The sequence below is a fragment of the Streptomyces sp. NPDC059787 genome (genome assembly GCF_042732315.1).
Lineage (GTDB): Bacteria > Actinomycetota > Actinomycetes > Streptomycetales > Streptomycetaceae > Streptomyces > Streptomyces atrovirens.
The window spans coordinates 14,634-32,282 of the sequence record NZ_JBHWHX010000069.1 but is presented as its reverse complement, the minus strand read 5'-3'; the positions used below and the strand labels follow the sequence as shown (position 1 = coordinate 32,282).

Annotated in this window: 18 protein-coding genes and 1 rRNA gene; 8 read left to right on the top strand and 11 right to left on the bottom strand. The window is 69.2% G+C overall.

Annotation, left to right across the window (positions count from 1 at the left end; all coding sequences use genetic code 11):
• Positions 1 to 87 (top strand): 5S ribosomal RNA (gene rrf / locus ACFV5H_RS35470); the annotation flags it as partial.
• 49 nt (positions 88 to 136) lie between these two features.
• On the opposite strand, the gene ACFV5H_RS35465 is transcribed toward rrf, so the two are convergent.
• The 10 genes from ACFV5H_RS35465 to ACFV5H_RS35420 all read right to left on the bottom strand — a co-directional run bounded on the left by ACFV5H_RS35465 (position 137) and on the right by ACFV5H_RS35420 (position 11,194).
• On the bottom strand, positions 137 to 808 hold the full coding sequence (locus ACFV5H_RS35465) for a response regulator (protein ID WP_385198880.1): 672 nt from the start codon (positions 806 to 808) through the stop codon (positions 137 to 139).
• Positions 805 to 2,085 carry a sensor histidine kinase gene (locus ACFV5H_RS35460; RefSeq protein ID WP_385198878.1) on the bottom strand — a complete coding sequence of 427 codons (1,281 nt, stop codon included), beginning with the start codon at positions 2,083 to 2,085 and terminating at the stop codon, positions 805 to 807. The genes ACFV5H_RS35465 and ACFV5H_RS35460 overlap by 4 nt, the downstream gene beginning before the upstream one ends.
• 418 nt (positions 2,086 to 2,503) lie before the next feature.
• The gene (locus ACFV5H_RS35455; protein WP_385198876.1) at positions 2,504 to 4,090 is read right to left on the bottom strand and encodes a type VI secretion protein; all 1,587 of its coding nucleotides are present in this window, start codon (positions 4,088 to 4,090) and stop codon (positions 2,504 to 2,506) included.
• An 11-nt stretch (positions 4,091 to 4,101) separates the two neighbouring features.
• The gene (locus ACFV5H_RS35450; RefSeq protein WP_073934222.1) at positions 4,102 to 5,511 is read right to left on the bottom strand and encodes an ATP-binding protein; all 1,410 of its coding nucleotides are present in this window, start codon (positions 5,509 to 5,511) and stop codon (positions 4,102 to 4,104) included.
• A 13-nt stretch (positions 5,512 to 5,524) separates the two neighbouring features.
• Positions 5,525 to 7,084, bottom strand: coding sequence for an SCO6880 family protein (locus ACFV5H_RS35445; protein ID WP_385198874.1), 1,560 nt, complete (start codon positions 7,082 to 7,084; stop codon positions 5,525 to 5,527).
• Positions 7,081 to 8,409: a hypothetical protein gene (locus tag ACFV5H_RS35440; protein WP_385198873.1), complete on the bottom strand. Its 1,329-nt coding sequence runs from the start codon at positions 8,407 to 8,409 to the stop codon at positions 7,081 to 7,083. The genes ACFV5H_RS35445 and ACFV5H_RS35440 overlap by 4 nt, the downstream gene beginning before the upstream one ends.
• The gene (locus ACFV5H_RS35435) at positions 8,399 to 9,208 is read right to left on the bottom strand and encodes a hypothetical protein (protein WP_385198871.1); all 810 of its coding nucleotides are present in this window, start codon (positions 9,206 to 9,208) and stop codon (positions 8,399 to 8,401) included. The genes ACFV5H_RS35440 and ACFV5H_RS35435 overlap by 11 nt, the downstream gene beginning before the upstream one ends.
• Positions 9,209 to 9,408: 200 nt before the next feature.
• Complete coding sequence (locus ACFV5H_RS35430; protein WP_004929725.1) at positions 9,409 to 9,717, bottom strand: hypothetical protein; 309 nt, start codon at positions 9,715 to 9,717, stop codon at positions 9,409 to 9,411.
• Between the two features lie 224 nt (positions 9,718 to 9,941).
• Positions 9,942 to 10,337 carry a DUF397 domain-containing protein gene (locus ACFV5H_RS35425; protein WP_385057379.1) on the bottom strand — a complete coding sequence of 132 codons (396 nt, stop codon included), beginning with the start codon at positions 10,335 to 10,337 and terminating at the stop codon, positions 9,942 to 9,944.
• Positions 10,338 to 10,348: 11 nt separating this feature from the next.
• A complete protein-coding gene (locus ACFV5H_RS35420) occupies positions 10,349 to 11,194 on the bottom strand; it encodes a helix-turn-helix domain-containing protein (protein WP_385057381.1) in 846 nt (281 codons plus the stop codon).
• 202 nt (positions 11,195 to 11,396) lie between these two features.
• Here ACFV5H_RS35420 and ACFV5H_RS35415 point away from each other — a divergent pair, with 202 nt between their 5' ends.
• From ACFV5H_RS35415 to ACFV5H_RS35395, 5 genes are all read left to right on the top strand, one after another.
• On the top strand, positions 11,397 to 11,840 hold the full coding sequence (locus ACFV5H_RS35415; RefSeq protein WP_385198869.1) for an ATP-binding protein: 444 nt from the start codon (positions 11,397 to 11,399) through the stop codon (positions 11,838 to 11,840).
• A gap of 156 nt (positions 11,841 to 11,996) precedes the next feature.
• Positions 11,997 to 12,944, top strand: a complete 948-nt coding sequence (locus ACFV5H_RS35410; protein ID WP_385057409.1) for an NlpC/P60 family protein — start codon at positions 11,997 to 11,999, stop codon at positions 12,942 to 12,944.
• A gap of 211 nt (positions 12,945 to 13,155) precedes the next feature.
• On the top strand, positions 13,156 to 13,860 hold the full coding sequence (locus ACFV5H_RS35405) for a phosphatase PAP2 family protein (RefSeq protein ID WP_385198867.1): 705 nt from the start codon (positions 13,156 to 13,158) through the stop codon (positions 13,858 to 13,860).
• A gap of 394 nt (positions 13,861 to 14,254) precedes the next feature.
• Positions 14,255 to 15,079 (top strand): hypothetical protein, encoded by an 825-nt coding sequence (locus ACFV5H_RS35400; protein ID WP_385198866.1) that lies wholly within the window; start codon positions 14,255 to 14,257, stop codon positions 15,077 to 15,079.
• Positions 15,080 to 15,196: 117 nt separating this feature from the next.
• Positions 15,197 to 15,382, top strand: coding sequence for a hypothetical protein (locus tag ACFV5H_RS35395; RefSeq protein WP_078914047.1), 186 nt, complete (start codon positions 15,197 to 15,199; stop codon positions 15,380 to 15,382).
• 9 nt (positions 15,383 to 15,391) lie between these two features.
• On the opposite strand, the gene ACFV5H_RS35390 is transcribed toward ACFV5H_RS35395, so the two are convergent.
• A complete protein-coding gene (locus tag ACFV5H_RS35390) occupies positions 15,392 to 15,751 on the bottom strand; it encodes a metal-sensitive transcriptional regulator (protein ID WP_385057388.1) in 360 nt (119 codons plus the stop codon).
• A 239-nt stretch (positions 15,752 to 15,990) separates the two neighbouring features.
• Between ACFV5H_RS35390 and ACFV5H_RS35385 the strand changes: the two genes are divergently transcribed.
• Both ACFV5H_RS35385 and pitH read left to right on the top strand, forming a co-directional pair.
• Positions 15,991 to 16,611 (top strand): DUF47 domain-containing protein, encoded by a 621-nt coding sequence (locus tag ACFV5H_RS35385; protein ID WP_030864104.1) that lies wholly within the window; start codon positions 15,991 to 15,993, stop codon positions 16,609 to 16,611.
• Between the two features lie 7 nt (positions 16,612 to 16,618).
• Complete coding sequence (pitH, locus tag ACFV5H_RS35380; protein ID WP_385057391.1) at positions 16,619 to 17,617, top strand: low-affinity phosphate transporter PitH; 999 nt, start codon at positions 16,619 to 16,621, stop codon at positions 17,615 to 17,617.
• Positions 17,618 to 17,649 lie beyond the last annotated feature (32 nt).

Sequence of the window (17,649 nt, the reverse complement as noted above, 5' to 3'; positions counted from 1 at the left end):
GGTTACATTCCGAACCCGGAAGCTAAGCCTTACAGCGCCGATGGTACTGCAGGGGGGACCCTGTGGGAGAGTAGGACGCCGCCGAACAAATATTGAGAAAGCCCCCGTGCCATTCGGCACGGGGGCTTTCTGCGTTTCAGGACGGCTCCACCAGTTTCGTGTCGTACGCCAGGATCACCGCCTGGATGCGGTCCCGTGAGCCGGTCTTCGCGAGTATCCGGCCCACGTGGGTTTTCACCGTGGACTCGGCCAGGTGGAGGCGGGCGGCGATCTCGGTGTTCGTCCAGCCCTTTCCGATGACCGTGAGGATCTCGCGTTCCCGCTCCGTGAGGGCCGACAGGCGTGCGTCGTCGGTGGAGGAGGCCACGGTGCGGTCGCCGGCCGGCAGATGCCGGGCGTAGGCGTCGAGGAGACGGCGGGTCAGGCTGGGGGCGACGACCGCGTCCCCGGACGCCACGGAGCGGATGCCGGAGAGGAGTTCCTCCGGCCGGGCGTCCTTGACGAGGAAGCCGGAGGCGCCCGCGCGGAGGCCGGCGTGGGCGTACTCGTCCAGGTCGAACGTCGTCAGGATGAGGACGCGGGTGCGGTCGCCGGTGGCGACGATGCGGCGGGTGGCCTCGATGCCGTCCAGGCCGGGCATGCGGATGTCCATCAGGACCACGTCGGGGTGCAGTTCCGCTGTCATACGGATCGCTTCGGCGCCGTTCGACGCCTCGCCCAGGACCGTCATGTCGTCCTGGCTCTCCAGGAGCATGCGGAAGCCGAAACGCTGGAGGGGCTGGTCGTCGGCGATGAGGACGGTGGTCACTGCGGGGTTTCCTCCGGAAGGTGGAGACGGACGCGCCAGCCCTGCTCGGGGTGCGGGCGTGGGCCGGCTTCAAGTGTGCCGCCGTACAGGGCTGTTCGCTCGCGCATTCCGGGGATGCCGCGGCCGTCGGACGGGGTGGAGGGCGGTGTGCCCTTTCCGGTGTCGGTGATGGTGACGGTGACGGCGCCCTTGTCTCCGTGGGCGATGGAGATCTCGGAGGTCGTTTCGGGGCCGGCGTGCTTGAGGGTGTTGGTGAGGGCTTCCTGGACGACCCGGAACACGGTGAGCTGGCGGCCCGGGGGAAGGGTCGCCCGGCCCTCGACACGGGTGTGGACGGGCAGGCCCGCGCTGCGGACGCCGTCGATGAGCTGGTCCAGGTCGGTGAGGCCGGGCTGGGGGGTTCGTTCGGCTGGGTGTGTGGTGTCGTCGTCGCGGAGGACGTCCAGGAGGCGACGGAGTTCGCCGAGGGCCTGGCGGCTGGTGGTGCCGATGGCGTCCAGGGCCTGGGCGGCGCGTTCCGGGGACTTGCGGGCCGCGTACTTGCCGCCGTCCGCGAGGCCCGTGATGACGGACAGGTTGTGGCCGATGATGTCGTGCATCTCGCGGGCGATGCGGGCGCGTTCGGCGGCGGCGGCGAGCTGGGCCTGCTGGTCGCGTTCGATCTCCAGGCGGCGGGCGCGGTCCTCCAGGGCCTCGGTGTAGTTCTGGCGGGTGCGGACCGTGATGCCGATGAGGACGGCCACGAGGACGGACGTCAGCTGGGAGCCGATCTGCTGGCTCCATTCGCCCTCGCCGTAGCGGGCCGTGGAGATCAGCACGGGTGCGAGGACCAGGGCCGGGGCCCACCACAGATTGCGCAGGGGGAGGCGCAGGGTGATGTGGTAGATGACGACGAGCTGGAGGAGCGCCGCCTGGAGTGTGGCGCCGGACCAGGCGTTGACCAGGGCGAACGGGGCCATGGCGAGCAGGACCGCCGAGGGGTGGGCGCGGCGCCACAGGAGGGGGACGGACAGGCCGAGGCTCAGGGCGAGGAGGAGGGGGCCGGGGGCGTCCGGGTTGTGGGTGACGTTGCGCCAGCCGTCACCGGTGTAGTCGATGAGCGCGGCCGTCACCCAGAAGCCGGCGAAGGTCACGTCCCACAGCAGCGGGTGGCGTCGGTCGAAGGTGAGCACCCGCTGGTTGACGCGTTGCAGGTACTGGGTGAGGGGCTCCGTCGTCCGTCCCCCCGCCGGTGTCCCCGTCGGTGGGGCCTCCCGGTCGTTCGTCACGAGGTCCATGGTGGTGGGTCCGTCCGCCGGTTGGAGCGAGCCGTCTTTCTCCTGTGTCGATGATCGTCCGTGTGGGGGTGGGGGACGTCGTACCGGGGGTCGTGTTCCGGGGGAAGGCCGTGGTACCCCGGTACTACGAGGGCGGACGGCTGACCGGCTTGCCGGGGGGTGGTTGCGCAGCCCGGCGTTTGCGGGGTGCCTCCCCCACTCTCGGCTTCGCTCGAGCGGGAGGTACCCCCACCGCCCACCCGTGCCGCCCCAGCGGCACGACTGCCCGCAGTGACGCTGGGGCGGTGCCGCCGCGCCCACCCGTGTAGCCCTGGGGCACCTCCCAGGCCCTTAAGGCGCTGGGGGAGGTACGACTGCCTGCAGTGGCGCTGGGAGGGTGCCGCCGCGCCCACCCGTGCCGTTGGTGGGACGGGCGGGGTCAGACCGGTAGTTCGGTGTGGGGCCAGCGGGATCTGGCCTGTTCGCGGGAGCGGAGCAGGGCCAGGGTGGGCATGCCGTGGTCCGTGCCGGTGGCGAGCAGGTCCGGGAGCTGGGGGAGCGGGGCCACGGCCGCCACGTCGTCCAGGACGAGGGTGAGTGGTGGGTCGAGCCGACCGGAGGATGACCGTTCGGCCATGCGCCGGCCGTGCTCGACCACGTGTGAGGCGAGGGCCGTCAGCAGGGGCATCGCGCCCGGACTGGTACGGGGGTCCTCGATGGATTCACCCACGACATAAAGCGTGCCCCCTTCGTGGACAAAGGAATCCAAGGCGAGGACATCATTTCGGTTGGGAGTGCAGGCCTCGCGGACATTGACCGTGGAGAGCGCGGCCAGGGCGCGGGTGGTCAGCTGCTGGGCCATGTCCCGGCGCTCGGGGTGCGCGGTGAGGGCCGCCTCGAGTTCGCCGGCGGCGCCGGGGGCGGCCTTGGGGTTGGTACGGAGGATGCGTACGGCGTCGTGGACCTGGAGGCCCTGGGACCAGCGGTGGACGTGGCGGATCGTACGGCCGTCCACGGCGGCGGCGTGTACGTAGCTGCGGAGCAGGGTCTCCGCGGTGTCGCTGACCGCCTGGTCGAGGCGGGAGGTGGGGCGGACGGGGGTGAGGAGCGCTGCCGCGCGGGCGGCGGCTGTTCGTTTGTCCTCGCAGCCGGCGGTGGGGGACCAGTGGAGCCGGGCCGGGGTGTCGCAGAGGTGGGTGGGGTCGTAGAGGTGGGTGGGACCGAGTTTGGCTCGGGCGTCCTTGGTGTCGTGCCAGAGGGTGGGGTTGGAGGTGAGGACGAGGGCGGGGCCCTCAGCGTCGCGTACGGCCTGGGTCGCGGTGGTGTGGCGGGTGGCCGGGGGGCCGTAGAGCAGTCCCGCGCCTTCGGTGCGGGGTGTTTCCCACCCGCCCGTCCGTTCGCCCTTGGACAGGGAAGTGAACGCCGCTTCCTGCGGTGCGGGTGACTGCTGAGGGGCCGGTGCCCGCACCGGCTCCGGTGACGGCGTCTCCTGCTCGGGTCCCCTCGGGGTCGGTACCTCGTGCAGGTGCTTCGGCGTCGGCTGCGGTTCCTGCTCGGGCAGGTGTTCCGGCTCCGGCTGACTCCCCCGTTCGTGCAGGTGCTCCGGCTTCGGCGGCCGCCGCGTCTCCCCCGTCGTCCGCTCCGCCCGGCGTCGTGCCCGTACCGCTTTCCAGCGGGCCACCGTGCCCACGGCGAACACCGTCAGGACGGTCAGGATCATCAGCTGGCCGATGAGCAGGCCCCAGAAGAGGCCGTACCCCGAGAGGTCGGCCTCCGGGGTGTCCGGCCAGGCGGCGGGGAGGTTCTGCGGGTCGGCGACGAGGTGGCGCATGGCCACCGGGGTGCGGGCGAAGGTGATGCCGGACGGCCAGTGGCCGTGGGCGAAGAGGCCCGCGAGGCCCGTGGCCGTCCACACCATGGCGGTCACGCCGATGAGGAACGCGAGGACGCCGATCAGCAGCCCGTCGGGGATGCCGCCGCCCTGGCCGCCGGCCCGGCCGTGCTCACGGTGGTCGTCCGGTCTCACGCGTGCTCCCTCTACGCCACCGTCGATTCGGAGTCGCCGACGTGTTGTTCCACGAAGGCCGCCGCCCGCTCCTCCGCCTCCAGTTCGGCGGCGCGCAGGGCGTCGTCGGAGAGGTCGGCGGAGGACTCGGTCATCGCGCGGTCGGTGAAGACCAGTGGGCGTTCGGTCTCGGTGACCAGGTGCTTGACCACCTGGACGTTGCCGTTGACGTCCCACACCGCGATACCGGGCGTCAGTGTCGGGATGATCTCCACCGCCCACCTGGGCAGGCCGAGCACCCGGCCCGTCGCCCTCGCCTCGTCCGCCTTCTGGGCGTAGATGGTCCGGGTCGACGCCATCTTCAGGATGGCCGCGGCCTCTTTCGCCGCCGCCCCGTCCACCACGTCGGACAGGTGGTGGACGACCGCGACGAACGACAGACCGAGCCGCCGCCCGAACTTCAGCAGCCGCTGGAACAACTGCGCCACGAACGGGCTGTTGATGATGTGCCAGGCCTCCTCGACCAGGAAGATGCGCTTCTTCCGGTCGGGGCGGATCCAGGTGTGCTCCAGCCACACACCGACGATCGCCATCAGGATCGGCATGGCGATGGAGTTGCGGTCGATGTGGGACAGGTCGAAGACGATGAGCGGCGCGTCGAGGTCGATGCCGACGGTCGTCGGGCCGTCGAACATGCCGCGCAGGTCACCGTCGACGAGGCGGTCCAGGACCAGGGCGACGTCCAGGCCCCACGCCCGTACGTCGTCTATGGGGACGTTCATCGCCTCCGCGGACTCCGGTTCCGGGTGGCGCAGCCGTTCCACGATGTCGGAGAGGACGGGCTGGCGTTCGACGATGGACTCGTTGACGTAGGCGTGCGCGACCTTGAGGGCGAAGCCGGAACGCTCGTCCAGGCCGTGCCCCATCGCGACCTCGATGATGGTCCGCAGCAGCGCCAGCTGCCCGGTGGTCGTGATCGCCGGGTCCAGCGGGTTGAGCCGGATGCCCTTGTCGAGCGCGGCCATCGGGTCCAGGCGGATCGGCGTTATCCCCAGCTCCTGCGCGATGAGGTTCCACTCACCGGCGCCGTCCTCGCCCTGGGCGTCCAGGACGACGACCTGGCGGTCGCGGAAGCGCAGTTGCCGCAGGACGTACGTCTTCTCCAGGGCCGACTTGCCGTTGCCGGACTCGCCGAGGACCAGCCAGTGCGGGGCGGGGAGCTGCTGGCCGTAGAGCTGGAAGGGGTCGTAGATGTAGCCCTTGCCGGAGTAGACCTCGCGGCCGATGATGACGCCGGAGTCGCCGAGGCCGGGGGCGGCGGTCGGGAGGTAGACCGCCTGCGCCTGGCCGGTGGACGTGCGTACCGGCAGCCGTGTCGTCTCGACCTTCCCGAACAGGAAGGACGTGAAGGCGTCGGTGACGACGGACAGCGGATCCCGCATATCGGCTCAGCCCCTACCTTCGAATGCCGGTGGCGAACGGGAGTGTGTTCACGAAGGCGCGGTGGTGCTCGCGGTCGCACCACTCCAGCTTCAGGTACGACTTTCCGGCCGACGCCCGTATGGTCCGCTTGTCGCGGGCCAGGGCCTCGGGGTTGCGGGAGGAGACGGTGATGTAGCCGACCAGGTTGACGCCGGCCGCGCCGCTGGCGAGGTCCTCGCCGCGCTGGTCCAGGCGGCTGTGGGCGGCCATGTCGCGCGGGTCGACGGTGCGGTTCATCTTGGCGGCGCGGGACGCCTCCGCCACGTCGTTGGTCTTCTCGGTCAGCATCCGCTCGATGGCGATCTCGGTGGGTTCGAGGTCCATGGTGACGGCGACCGTGCGGATCACGTCCGGGGTGTGGACGAGGAGGGGTGCCAGGAAGTTGACGCCCACCGGGGTCATCGGCCACTCCTTGATCCAGGCCGTGGCGTGGCACCAGGGGGCGCGGGTGGCGGACTCGCGGGTCTTGGCCTGGAGGTAGGTGGGCTCCATGGCGTCCAGCTCGGCCGGCCAGGCGTTGCGCTGCGACATCGCCTGGATGTGGTCGATCGGGTGGTCCGGGTCGTACATGCCGTGGATCAGCGAGGACAGCCTGCTCTGGCCGAGCGGCTGCCGTACGCGGATGTCGGCCTCCTGGAGCCGGGAGCAGATGTCGGTCAGCTCACGGGCCATGACGACGGCGAGCCCCGCGTCCCGGTCCACCTTGCCGCCGCCCTGGCTGCGCATCGCCCGCGCCATGGCGTTGGCCTCGGAGGCCAGTTCACGCGTGTAGTGCATGCAGGCGACGAGGTAGGCGCGGTGCTGCTCGCTGCTGGTCGACACCATCGACTGGAGCTGGTCGTACGACTGCTGCAGCCACGGCGGTGACTTGTCGTCGCCGCGGACGGAGACGTCCTTGGCGTGGGCGTCGGGGTCGGCGGGCAGGGTGCGGGCGAGCATCTGGATGCGGGTCACGAAGCCGTCGCCGTTGGCGACGTGCTTGAGCAGGGTGCCGAAGCGGTCGACGAGGGCTTCCTGGTCCTCGGAGTCGCGCAGGCCGACGCCCGGTCCCTCGATCTCGATGGCGGCGGTGACGGTCTTGCGGTCCGCGTGCAGCAGTACGGCGATCTCGTCCGGGCCGAACGGCGCGGCGAGCCAGGTGATCCTGCCGATTCCGGGCGGCGACCCGATCTCCACCTCACGGCCGTCCAGGCGGGTGCCCGCCTCGGCGGCACCGGAGCGGTAGGTGGTGCCGCGGCGCACGGTGCGCTTGTAGCTGCGGTTGATCTCGAACCACTTGTAGAAGGTGCGGCCCCTGTAGGGCACGTACACCGCGGCCAGCGCCAGCATCGGGAGGCCCGCGAGCAGCACGATCCGCACGGACAGGACGGGGACGAGAAGCCCGCACATCATGCCGAGGAACGCGCCCAGGACGATCAGCGCGATCTCACCGGTCTCGCGATTACGGCCGACGATCGCGTTCGGCCGGGCGCGGCCGATCAGATACGTACGGCGGGGCGTGACCGGATGGGACAAGTGGGACTCGGTCGTCAACGCCCTTCACCTCCCGTGCTGTTGGTGCTGCTGTTGCGGGTGTTGCTGGCGTGGGGGGTGTTCACCGGGCTGCTCGAGCGGGGTGCGGGTGCGGCGGCTCCGCCGCCGTTCGACGGGCGCGAGCTGTGCGCGGCGACTCCGCCGGAGGCGGGGTTGGAGGGGCGGGGGCCGGTGGACTGGCCTCCTCCTCCGTGGTTGTTGTCGGCGCGGGTGCTGTGGGTCTTGATGCCCTGGGAGACCAGGCTCGCCGGGGAGCTCATGACCGCGGCGGCCTTGCCTTCGGCACCCTGCATGAGGCGGTTGTTGCGGGAGTTGGCCAGTTCGTCACCGAAGCCGGGGACGAAGCGGTAGATCATCGCGGAGGCGAAGATGGCGAGCAGGATGATCGCCAGTCCGGAGACCACGGCGGAGAAGGCGCCGGGCCCGTCCTCGGCGGACAGTGCCCCGGCGAGGCCGAGCACGATCACGATGACGGGCTTCACGAGGATCACGGCGATCATGATGCCCGCCCAGCGGCGGACGTGGCCCCACAGGTTCTTGTCCACGAGACCGGCGTAGACGACGGTGCCGAGGAGGGCGCCGACGTAGAGCAGGGCGGCGCGGATGACCAGCTCCAGCCAGAGGACGCCGGCGGCGAGGATCGACACGAGGGAGACGACGATCAGCATGATCGGGCCGCCGCCGATGTCGTCGCCCTTTTCGAGGGCGGCGGAGAACGTGCCGAAGAACGTGTCCGTCTGGGCGCCGGTCGCCTTGGCCAGGACCTCGGAGACGCCGTCGGTCGCCGACACGACCGTGTAGAGGATCAGCGGGGTGAAGGCGGAGGCGAGCACGGTCAGCCAGAGGAAGCCGATGGCTTCGGAGAGGGCGGTGGTGAAGGGGACACCGCGCACCGCCCGCTTGGTGACCGCGAGCAGCCAGAGCACGAGGGTGAGGATCGCCGACGCCGCGAAGACGATGGCGTACTGCTGACGGAACTGGGCGTTCGTGAAGTCGACGTTCGCGGTCTCGTCGACGGCTTTGCTGAGCTGCTTGATGGTCCAGGAGGCGGCGTCGGCGCAGCCCTGGGCGAGGGAGGCGAGGGGGTCCAGGGCGGTGGTGGGGTCGTTGAGGGTGCTGGATCCTGAGGATCCTTCACCCTCTTTGCCTCGTTCGCAGTACTTCTTGGCGGGGCCGGCGATCAGGGAGCAAGGGTCGTCGCTCTCCGTCGGTGTCGGGGAGGGCGAGGGGTCCGCGAAGGCACGCGTGGCCAGCAGGACGGCGGTCGCTTGAACGGCGGCGACGAGGCCGGTGAGCTTGAGTACGCGGTGTCGGCTACCGGGCATAGGTGAAGCCTCCGAACTCCTGGACCGCCTTGCTGATCTCGTCAGCGTCGGTAACCGGGTTGTCCCCGGCTACGGGGGTGGGGCCGGTCTTCTGGGTGGTCTCAAGGACCTTCCAGTCGTCACCGCTCCAGTTCAGCTTCATGGTCACTGTGAACCAGCTGTTGGTTACGGGAGTGGTCGACTTGTCACTGGCGATCCCGAAGAGTCCGTTGCACCAGACCTCGACGGTTGCAGCGTTGTCGCTGTATGCCGTGACCTTGGTTCCTGCTGGAAGCGTACGGCTGACGAACGTACTGCCGGTGGGAGCTGCGCCGTCCTTGTCGAGCCCGACCGCTTTCAGGAAGTCCGCAGAGTAGTCCGCGTCGAAGCCGGACTGGAGGCTGCCCACTGAGCCGGCATCCGCCACGGCCTGCACGATCTCGTGTCGCCGAGCAGTGTTGAACATGCCGTCAGAACCCAACACCACGGCGTAGTTCGCTGCGGCACTCTCCGCCCCCTGCCGGTCATGGGCGTAGCCCGACGGGATGCCGGACGCCTTCGTGTCCACCGGCTTCTCGCCCGACGGGGCCGTCGCCGCCGACTTGGGGGAGTCGCCGGAGCCGTCGCCCTCATCCGCGGCGGAATCGCCGCCTCCACGGTTCGCGAAGGCGATCGCCGCGATCAGGAGAACCACCACGCCGACCACCGTCACCAGGCTGCGCGACGACGAACGGCCGCCTCTGCGCGCACCGCCGTACGGATCGCCGCTCCGCTCCGGCATCCGGGTGCGGGTCTGACCCGTGTCGTCTCCGAGACTCATACCGCGTACGCCCCCTCAGCGTCGTGCGGAAACACCTCGTACTCCGCGTACTCCATGTACGACGGTAGCCGTGCTGGTCCCCGCGCGGGCGCGGTGTGGTGACTGGACATCAGGGAAACGCAACCTCAGCCGGTGGGCACGACGGGCGGGTGGGATGGAGGGGGTGCCGGGCGTGCCCGGCCGGGAGCGATGGGGCGGGGCTACACGGCCATTCCGTACACGATGGTGAACAGCGTGCCGAGCGAGCCGATGATGAAGACGCCCGTGAGCCCCGCGATGATGAGGCCCTTGCCCTGTTCGGCACTGAACGTGTCCCTCAACGCGGTGGCGCCGATGCGCTGTTTGGCCGCCCCCCAGATGGCGATGCCCAGGCAGAGGAGGATGGCGACCGCCATGACCACCTCGATCATGATTTTGGCCTCGTTGCCCAGGCTGCCGAAGGGGCCCCAATCCGGAGCGATCCCGCCGATAATGGTGTTGATGTCTCCCTCGTCGGCCGCGAAGAACATGTAAGTCACCGCCCCTGTATGGGTAGTTCTGCACCCCCTGCGTTGGTGCAGGGGACAGACCTCATTGTCGCCGACGATGAGGCTGTCGCATGTCTACTTGGCGTCATCTGTTGGCGGGTTTCGTACGAATAGCTTGCCACCGGCGCGCGCCGGGCCCCGGCAAGGGCGCGCTCCGATGGGTGAAGAGTCGTATCGTCACTCTGTGTATCACGCTGGGTGATTCGTCACAACGAACCGTGACGGCTTCCGTTCGGCATCGGAGCGCCCTGATCGGGCTGTGCCGTGAAGTGATCGAACTCGCCCGCGCGTACGCCCTGCACGAAGGCGTCCCAGCGGCGGCGGTCGGTGGTGACGGTGGGGGCGCCGGGGGCGTGGAGGCGGACGGTGCGGCCGTCGTCGCCGGCGGTGGTCACTTCGAGGGCGGGGGCCTGGGGGTCCCGGTGCGGTTCTCCCTTGAGGGAGTGGAGAAGGGTGCGGAAGGCGTCGGGGGTGGTGGTGAGGATCGCTCCGCCGGGGTCGGCGGACTCGGTTATGTGGATGCCGGTGGGGGTGGCGGCTACGTGCACGCAGGAGTCGCCCGAGCCGCACAGGGATGACTTCTGCCAGTTGAGTCCAGGCATCGCGTTTCCTCTCACAGATCTTGGAGAAGGCGGTTGATGACATCGCGTGACTTCTCCGGGGCGAGTGCCCGGGAGTCCAAGCGATCGAGCAGGACCCGGTACATGTCCAGCTGAGCCTCGGCGTCGAGGAACACGGGCCCGTGGAACTGGTCGAGATGGACGGTGTCGAGCTGGGGGATGGGGCCGTGCGAGTAGAAGATCGACTGCCCCGACCCCGGAAAGCCTCCAGCAGTGAACGGCAGCACCCTGATGGTGATGTGCTCCCGCTCGCTCATGTCCAGAAGGTGTTGCAGCTGCGCGCGGGCGATCACCGGGCCGCCGAACTGCATGCGCAGCGCTGCCTCATGGATCACCGCGTGGTACGGGGCGGCGGATGCGCGGTACAGCACGGCCTGACGCTTGATGCGGAAGGACACCCGGTGCTCGATGTCCGGAGGCGGGAACTCGGGCACAACCTGCCGGAACAGTTCGCGTGCGTGTTCGGTGGTCTGAAGCAGGCCGGGGATGTGGACGGTCACGGCGCTGCGTAGGCGAGTCGCGTGGTGCTCGACTTCGGCCAGGTTCAAAAGCGCGGCGGGGAGGATTTCGCGGTACTCCTCCCACCAGCCACGCTTGCGGTCTGCGGCCATGCCGCTGAGGGCTTGGACGAGTGCCGGATCGCCGCACTTGTAGTGGTGGGCCAACGTGCTGACGCGTTCCGGGCTCACGCCGATGCGTCCGGCTTCCGTGTTGCTGATCTGGTTCTGCTTCACGCCGAGCAGTTGACCGGCCTCTGTAGCGGTGAGTCCCGCACGCTCGCGCAGTTTCCGCAGCTCGGAGCCAAGTCGGAGCTGACGGCCTGTCGGGCTGGTTCTCACGGTCCCTGACGCCCCCTCGGCGCTACGGTCACCCACACGGGTGGAAGCTAATGCAGATCTGGATAACTGGCTAATGCGTTAGCTGAACGCGGCTAGCTTAGTTGCAGGCGCCCCGCTCAGAAGCGCACCGATCGACGGTTCGGCACTGCCACTGGGCAACCGTTCGTATTCACCCAACCGACCTCACTGATCGGAGACTTCCATGCCCACCGTAGCCCCGCCCTGGTCCTACACCCTTCACCTCTCGCGCGATCCACGCTCACCGGGGATCGCCCGCTCCACCCTGCGGTCCGTACTGGCCGCCTACGAGCTCGGCGAACTCGCCCCCACCGCCGAACTGCTCGCCTCGGAGCTGCTGACCAACGCCCATCTGCACACCGATGGCCCGTACGCCCTCCACATCCGTCCGACCAGGTCCGGCCAGCTCCGGGTGGGCGTGTGGGACAAGGACCCGACCGTCCCCTCCGGGCTGGGCGCCGGCTTCGCCCACGGGGTCATGCCGCACGAAGCCTCGGAGGGCGGACGGGGCCTGGCCCTCGTACGGGCGTACGCCGACGCCTGGGGTGCCTCGCTGCTGGGTGAGCCGGGGGGATCCTCCGGCGGGAAGGTGCTGTGGGCGGAGTGCGGCTGGAGCGGCCTGCCGTAGCTACCGCGCCAAAGTCCTCTGTGATCATTCCGAAGGGCGGGTGCCGCCTCTACACTGACGTGTGGCGGTGGACTGCCGGACAGCGAGGGGCGGTTGACGGTGCGTAAGGCATGGGTCGCGGCGGGGATCGCCGTCAGTTCCGCGCTCGCCTTCGTGATGCTGCTCGTCGTCGGGGTCTACGTCGTCGCCGGGAACCTCGTCAACGGGGTCGGCGGCGGGGCGGCCAAGTCGCTGGCCAAGGGGAGCGTGCCGGCCGCGTACCAGGCGCTCGTGCAGAAGTGGGGCAACCTCTGCCCGGCCATCAATCCCGCGTTGCTCGCCGCCCAGCTCTACCAGGAGAGCGGATTCAACCCGAAGGCACAGAGCCACGCGGCGGCGCAGGGCATCGCCCAGTTCATCCCCGGTACGTGGGCCACGCACGGGATCGACGGGGACGGGGACGGGGACCGTGACGTGTGGGACCCGAAGGACGCGATCCCGTCGGCGGCGACGTACGACTGCTCACTTGCGTCCTATGTGAAGGACGTCGGCGGGAATCTGACCGAAAACATGCTCGCCTCGTACAACGCGGGAGCGTACGCGGTGATCAAGTACGGGGGTGTTCCGCCGTACAAGGAGACGCAGAACTACGTCAAGCGGATCCGGGCGCTGGAGGAGAGCTTCGCCGCGCCGGTGGGGCGGGTCGATCCGTCGGAGCAGGCCGCCGGGGCCATCGCGTACGCGCAGAAGAAGCTCGGGACGCTGTATCTGTGGGGCGGTAACGGTACGCCTGAGCAGGGAGGACGGTTCGACTGCTCCGGGTTGACGAAGGCCGCGTACGAGAGTGTCGGAATCAAGCTGCCGCGTGTGGCGAACGATCAGTACAACGCCGGGCCGCATCCCAGCCGGGACGAACTGCTGCCGGGCGATCTGGTGTTCTTCTCGGACGACCTCACCAATTCCCGGGCCATCCGGCATGTGGGTATTTATGTCGGCGGCGGGTACATGATCGACGCGCCCCGGACCGGGGCCGTGATCCGATTCGACCCGATCGACACACCTGACTACTTTGGTGCCACCCGGGTCACCGAAGATGGCGCGAAAGCACTGCCCACCACGGTGTGAGCGGAGCGTCAACCCACCCCCTGAGCTGCGGAGACGTATCTCTCTTCGATAACGTCTGCGTGATCATTCGGTGGAGTGTGGAACGTATCAACGGGGGCCGTGCGTTCCTGTTGTCGTAGCCGATCGAACGAGCGGATCTACAGACCACGGGGGTGGCAGGAGCGGCGTGCGAACCGTGCGCCGGAAGACATGACGAAGGGGCCGCAGCACCATGGCTGGACTCGCCGATTCCGGGTCGAACCCCGACGTCGACCTGCTCTATGACATCAACGGCCTGGCGAAGGCCGCACCGACGTGGTTCGACCACGTCATGGAGTTCGTGGGCGAGTTCGGCCTGCTGTTCGCCTTGGTGGGGCTGCTGGTGTGGTGCTGGTGGGGTGTCAGGCGGCGGGGCGGCGAGGATGCGGCTCCGGCCGTGGCGGGCCTGGTGTGGGCCCCGCTCGCGGCGGGCGTCGCGGTGCTGGTGAACGTGCCGATACGTGGGTTCGTGGAGAGGCGCCGGCCCTTCCTCGACCATGAGGGGCTCGAGGTCCTGGTCGACGGGAAGGACGACTACTCGTTCGTCAGTGACCACGCGACGCTCTGCATGGCGTTGGCGGTGGGGCTGTTCCTGGTCAACCGGCGGCTCGGGATCGTCGGGCTGGTGCTGGGGTTGTTGGGCGGGTTCATCCGGGTCTACATGGGTGTGCACTATCCGACGGACGTCGTGGGTGGGCTCGCGCTCGGTACGGCTGTCGCGTTGCTGTTGTCGCCCGTCGCCATGGCGTTGCTGACGCCGTTGATGCGGGCGATCGAGCGGTCGCCTAGGGGTGGGTGGCTGGTTTCCGCGCGGCGGAAGGTCGAGCGGGGGCGGGTCGCTCCGGGGGCCTCGCGGAGTGGGACGCCGGGGGCGGAGCAGCGGGACCTGGCGGCCTGAGCCGCTTCTGCTGCTGGGCGGGGGGTGTTGCGCCGCTCGGCGCTTACGAGGTGCCGCTGCGCCCACCCGTGCCGCCCCAGCGGCACGATTGCCCGCAGTTGCGTGCAGTTGGGCGGCACGATTGGCCGCAGTTACGCGGCAGGGGTGTTCGCAGTTACGTGTAGTTGCGTCACTCGCCCGTGTGGTTCGCGGCGTCTTTTCTGGCTTGGCTTCTGGCTCTTCTGGCGGGGCCTCGCCAGCCGCAGGTGCAGTGGGCCGTGCAGAAGGGGCCCTGTTCGGTGGTGGTCGTGGTGTGGGGGGCGGGGAGCGGGGCGTCGTCCTGGTGCGGCACGTCGACCACGGTAGCGCCCTGCTCGTCGGCGTGACGGGGTCATTTATCGGTCGTTAACCGGGCATGGCTCGGATGCGCGGCGTGGTGGCTGGGATCGGGGTGGTGTGCTGTCTGGGGCTCGGTGGCGTGGGCTGTGCGAGAAGCGACGCCTCGGGCCGAGAGGCTCCCGCCGGGGATCCCGTGCGGGTGCTGAGGGGAGCCGCCGACGCGCTCGTGGACGCCGGGAGTTCCAAGGCGACCACCTCCCTGGAGATGGCGACCGGCGGGACCCGGGTCACCATCCGGGGCGAGGGCGTGTACGACTACCGCAAGCGGCTCGGGCGGCTGAAGGTGCTGCTGCCGCGGGATCCGGCCGGGAAGGTCGTCCGGCGGCCCATCACCGAACTGCTCGCTCCAGGCGCGCTCTTCATGAAGAACCGGGGCGCCGGGGTGCCCGCCGACAAGTGGGTGCGGGTGGACACCGGGACGCTGTCCGACGGGAACCTCGTCACCGGTGGGGCGACCGATCCGTTCGCCGCCGCCGAGGTGCTGCGCGGGACGCGGTCGGCGACGTTCGTGGAGCGGACCGAGGTCGCGGGGGCGAAGGTGCGCCACTACCGGGGGACCGCCGACCTGCGGCACGCCTCGCAGGACGCCTCGGAGGCGAACCGGGAGGCGCTGGGCGCGGCGGCGAAAGGGTTCGCCACCGCGCGGGTGCCGTTCGACGCCTACCTCGACGACGAGGGGCGGATCCGCAAGCTCCGGCACCGGTTCAGCTTCGTCAACGGCCGGCAGGACGAACCCGTCGCGGTCGCCTCGACCACGCTGCTGTACGACTTCGGGGCCCCGGCCGACGTACGGCTTCCCGAGGGCGAGGACATCTACGCGGGCCGGATCGCCGCGGAGTGAGGCCATGCGTGAGGTCAGGAGGAGGCCGGGAGTGACCGGCCTGAACTAGCCCTTCCGTGCCATGCGCGGTGTGTAGGGCGCTCCCTACTCTAGGAAGTCGGTGACGACGGAGACGAGGTGAGGCGCGTGGCACCGCTCGGCGGTGGGACGGTTCCGGTGCAGGACCACGTGGCGCTCGCCGAGATCGAACTCTGCGGGGAGCTGATCATCGCCGCCTCCAACGCCGAGGAGCGGCTCAGCCTGGAGAGCATCGACGAGGTGCTGAGGGTGGCCGAGGCGCGGACGGAACCGGACCGTCCCTGACGCGGCCGGTCAGGTCCGGAGCATACGGGCGATGGCCTGCGTCGCCTCCTTGACCTTCGCGTCGATCTCGTCACCGCCCTTGACGGCCGCGTCCGCGACACAGTGGCGCAGGTGCTCCTCCAGCAGTTGCAGCGCGAACGACTGCAGCGCCTTGGTGGAGGCGGACACCTGGGTGAGTATGTCGATGCAGTAGACGTCCTCGTCGACCATGCGCTGCAGGCCGCGGATCTGGCCCTCGATACGGCGCAGGCGTTTGAGGTGTTCCTGCTTCTGCTTGTGATAGCCGTGGACGCCGTGGTCGTGATCGGTCACGAGGCCCGTCGCGTCCGGGGCGAAGGGCGCGTCCGCGCCGGTCTCGGTGGTCGTCATCGCGTCCTCCTGGTGCACTGACGGGCGACACATACCCCTGGTGGGTATATGGTAGCGAACTTTGCTGGGTATAGGCCTCTTGGCCGATGACGTGCGCAGCGGCCGGAAACGGACCTCGGACCGCCCCCGTACTCATCACTCTGCCCGATGGGCGACACTGGTTGGCGGCCCGTTCGTCGTGGCCGGATGATGCGCCTAGCATCAGCCTGACCGAAACCGATGCTCACCGAGGACCCCACGTGCGCTTTCGTCTGACCCCCAGGGAGACGAGCTTCTACGACATGTTCGCCGCGTCCGCGGACAACATCGTCACGGGCTCGAAGCTCCTGATGGAACTGCTCGGGGCGGACCCCTCCGCCCGGGCCGAGATCGCAGAGCGTATGCGGGCCGCGGAACACGCAGGTGACGACGCCACGCATGCGATCTTCCACCAGCTGAACTCCTCGTTCATCACGCCGTTCGACCGTGAGGACATCTACGCCCTGGCGTCCTCCCTCGACGACATCATGGACTTCATGGAGGAGGCCGTCGACCTGGTCGTCCTCTACAACATCGAGGAACTGCCCAAGGGCGTCGAGCAGCAGATCGAGGTCCTGGCGCGGGCGGCGGAGCTGACCGCGGAGGCCATGCCGCACCTGCGCACCATGGAGAACCTCACCGAGTACTGGATCGAGGTCAACCGGCTGGAGAACCAGGCCGACCAGATCCACCGCAAGCTGCTGGCCCACCTCTTCAACGGCAAGTACGACGCGATCGAGGTGCTGAAGCTCAAGCAGATCGTGGACGTACTGGAGGAGGCGGCCGACGCCTTCGAGCACGTGGCGAACACGGTGGAGACCATCGCCGTCAAGGAGTCCTGAGCCCTTCATGGACACCTTCGCTCTGGTCGTGACCATCGGCGTCGCGCTCTTCTTCACGTATACGAACGGCTTCCACGACTCGGCGAACGCGATCGCCACGTCCGTGTCGACGCGGGCGCTGACGCCCCGGGCGGCGCTGGCGATGGCGGCCGTGATGAACCTCGCCGGCGCGTTCATGGGCTCCGGGGTCGCCAAGACCGTCAGTGAGGGTGTGATCCAGACACCCGAGGGGTCGAAGGGGATGGGGATCCTCTTCGCCGCGCTGGTCGGGGCGATCGTCTGGAACCTGATCACCTGGTACTTCGGGCTGCCGTCGTCGTCGTCGCACGCGCTGTTCGGGGGCATGGTCGGGGCCGCGCTGGCCGGGGGGACCACCGTCTACTGGCACGGGGTGGTCGACAAGATCGTCATTCCGATGTTCGTGTCGCCGGTCATCGGTCTGCTCGCCGGTTATCTGGTGATGACCGCGATCCTGTGGATGTTCCGGCGGGCCAACCCGCACAAGGCGAAGCGGGGGTTCCGGATCGCACAGACCGTTTCCGCGGCGGGGATGGCGCTGGGGCACGGTCTGCAGGACGCGCAGAAGACGATGGGCATCGTGGTGATGGCGCTGGTCATCGCGGATGTCGAGGACTACGGCGATCCGATTCCGGTGTGGGTGAAGATCGCCTGTGCGTTGATGCTGTCCGCGGGGACGTACGCGGGTGGGTGGCGCATCATGCGGACGTTGGGGCGGAAGATCATCGAGCTTGATCCGCCTCAGGGGTTCGCCGCGGAGACGACCGGTGCGTCGATCATGTTCGGGTCGGCGTTCATCTTCCACGCCCCGATCTCCACCACGCACGTGATCACCTCGGCGATCATGGGTGTCGGCGCGACGAAGCGGGTCAACGCCGTGCGGTGGGGTGTCGCCAAGAACATCGTTCTCGGGTGGTTCATCACCATGCCGGCGGCGGCTGTTGTGGCCGCGTTGTCGTTCGGGCTGGTGAATCTGACTGTGCTGTAGCCGGTCTGGTCGGTGCTCGGTGCTCGGTGCTC

Coding starts and splice junctions, on each gene's coding strand:
- ACFV5H_RS35460 (WP_385198878.1), bottom strand. CDS start 2,085: ATGGACCTCGTGACGAACGACCGGGAGGCCCCACCGACGGGGACACCG.
- ACFV5H_RS35450 (WP_073934222.1), bottom strand. CDS start 5,511: ATGCGGGATCCGCTGTCCGTCGTCACCGACGCCTTCACGTCCTTCCTG.
- ACFV5H_RS35440 (WP_385198873.1), bottom strand. CDS start 8,409: ATGCCCGGTAGCCGACACCGCGTACTCAAGCTCACCGGCCTCGTCGCC.
- ACFV5H_RS35435 (WP_385198871.1), bottom strand. CDS start 9,208: ATGAGTCTCGGAGACGACACGGGTCAGACCCGCACCCGGATGCCGGAG.
- ACFV5H_RS35430 (WP_004929725.1), bottom strand. CDS start 9,717: ATGTTCTTCGCGGCCGACGAGGGAGACATCAACACCATTATCGGCGGG.
- ACFV5H_RS35425 (WP_385057379.1), bottom strand. CDS start 10,337: ATGCCTGGACTCAACTGGCAGAAGTCATCCCTGTGCGGCTCGGGCGAC.
- ACFV5H_RS35415 (WP_385198869.1), top strand. CDS start 11,397: ATGCCCACCGTAGCCCCGCCCTGGTCCTACACCCTTCACCTCTCGCGC.
- ACFV5H_RS35410 (WP_385057409.1), top strand. CDS start 11,997: ATGCTGCTCGTCGTCGGGGTCTACGTCGTCGCCGGGAACCTCGTCAAC.
- ACFV5H_RS35405 (WP_385198867.1), top strand. CDS start 13,156: ATGGCTGGACTCGCCGATTCCGGGTCGAACCCCGACGTCGACCTGCTC.
- ACFV5H_RS35400 (WP_385198866.1), top strand. CDS start 14,255: ATGGCTCGGATGCGCGGCGTGGTGGCTGGGATCGGGGTGGTGTGCTGT.
- ACFV5H_RS35390 (WP_385057388.1), bottom strand. CDS start 15,751: ATGACGACCACCGAGACCGGCGCGGACGCGCCCTTCGCCCCGGACGCG.
- pitH (WP_385057391.1), top strand. CDS start 16,619: ATGGACACCTTCGCTCTGGTCGTGACCATCGGCGTCGCGCTCTTCTTC.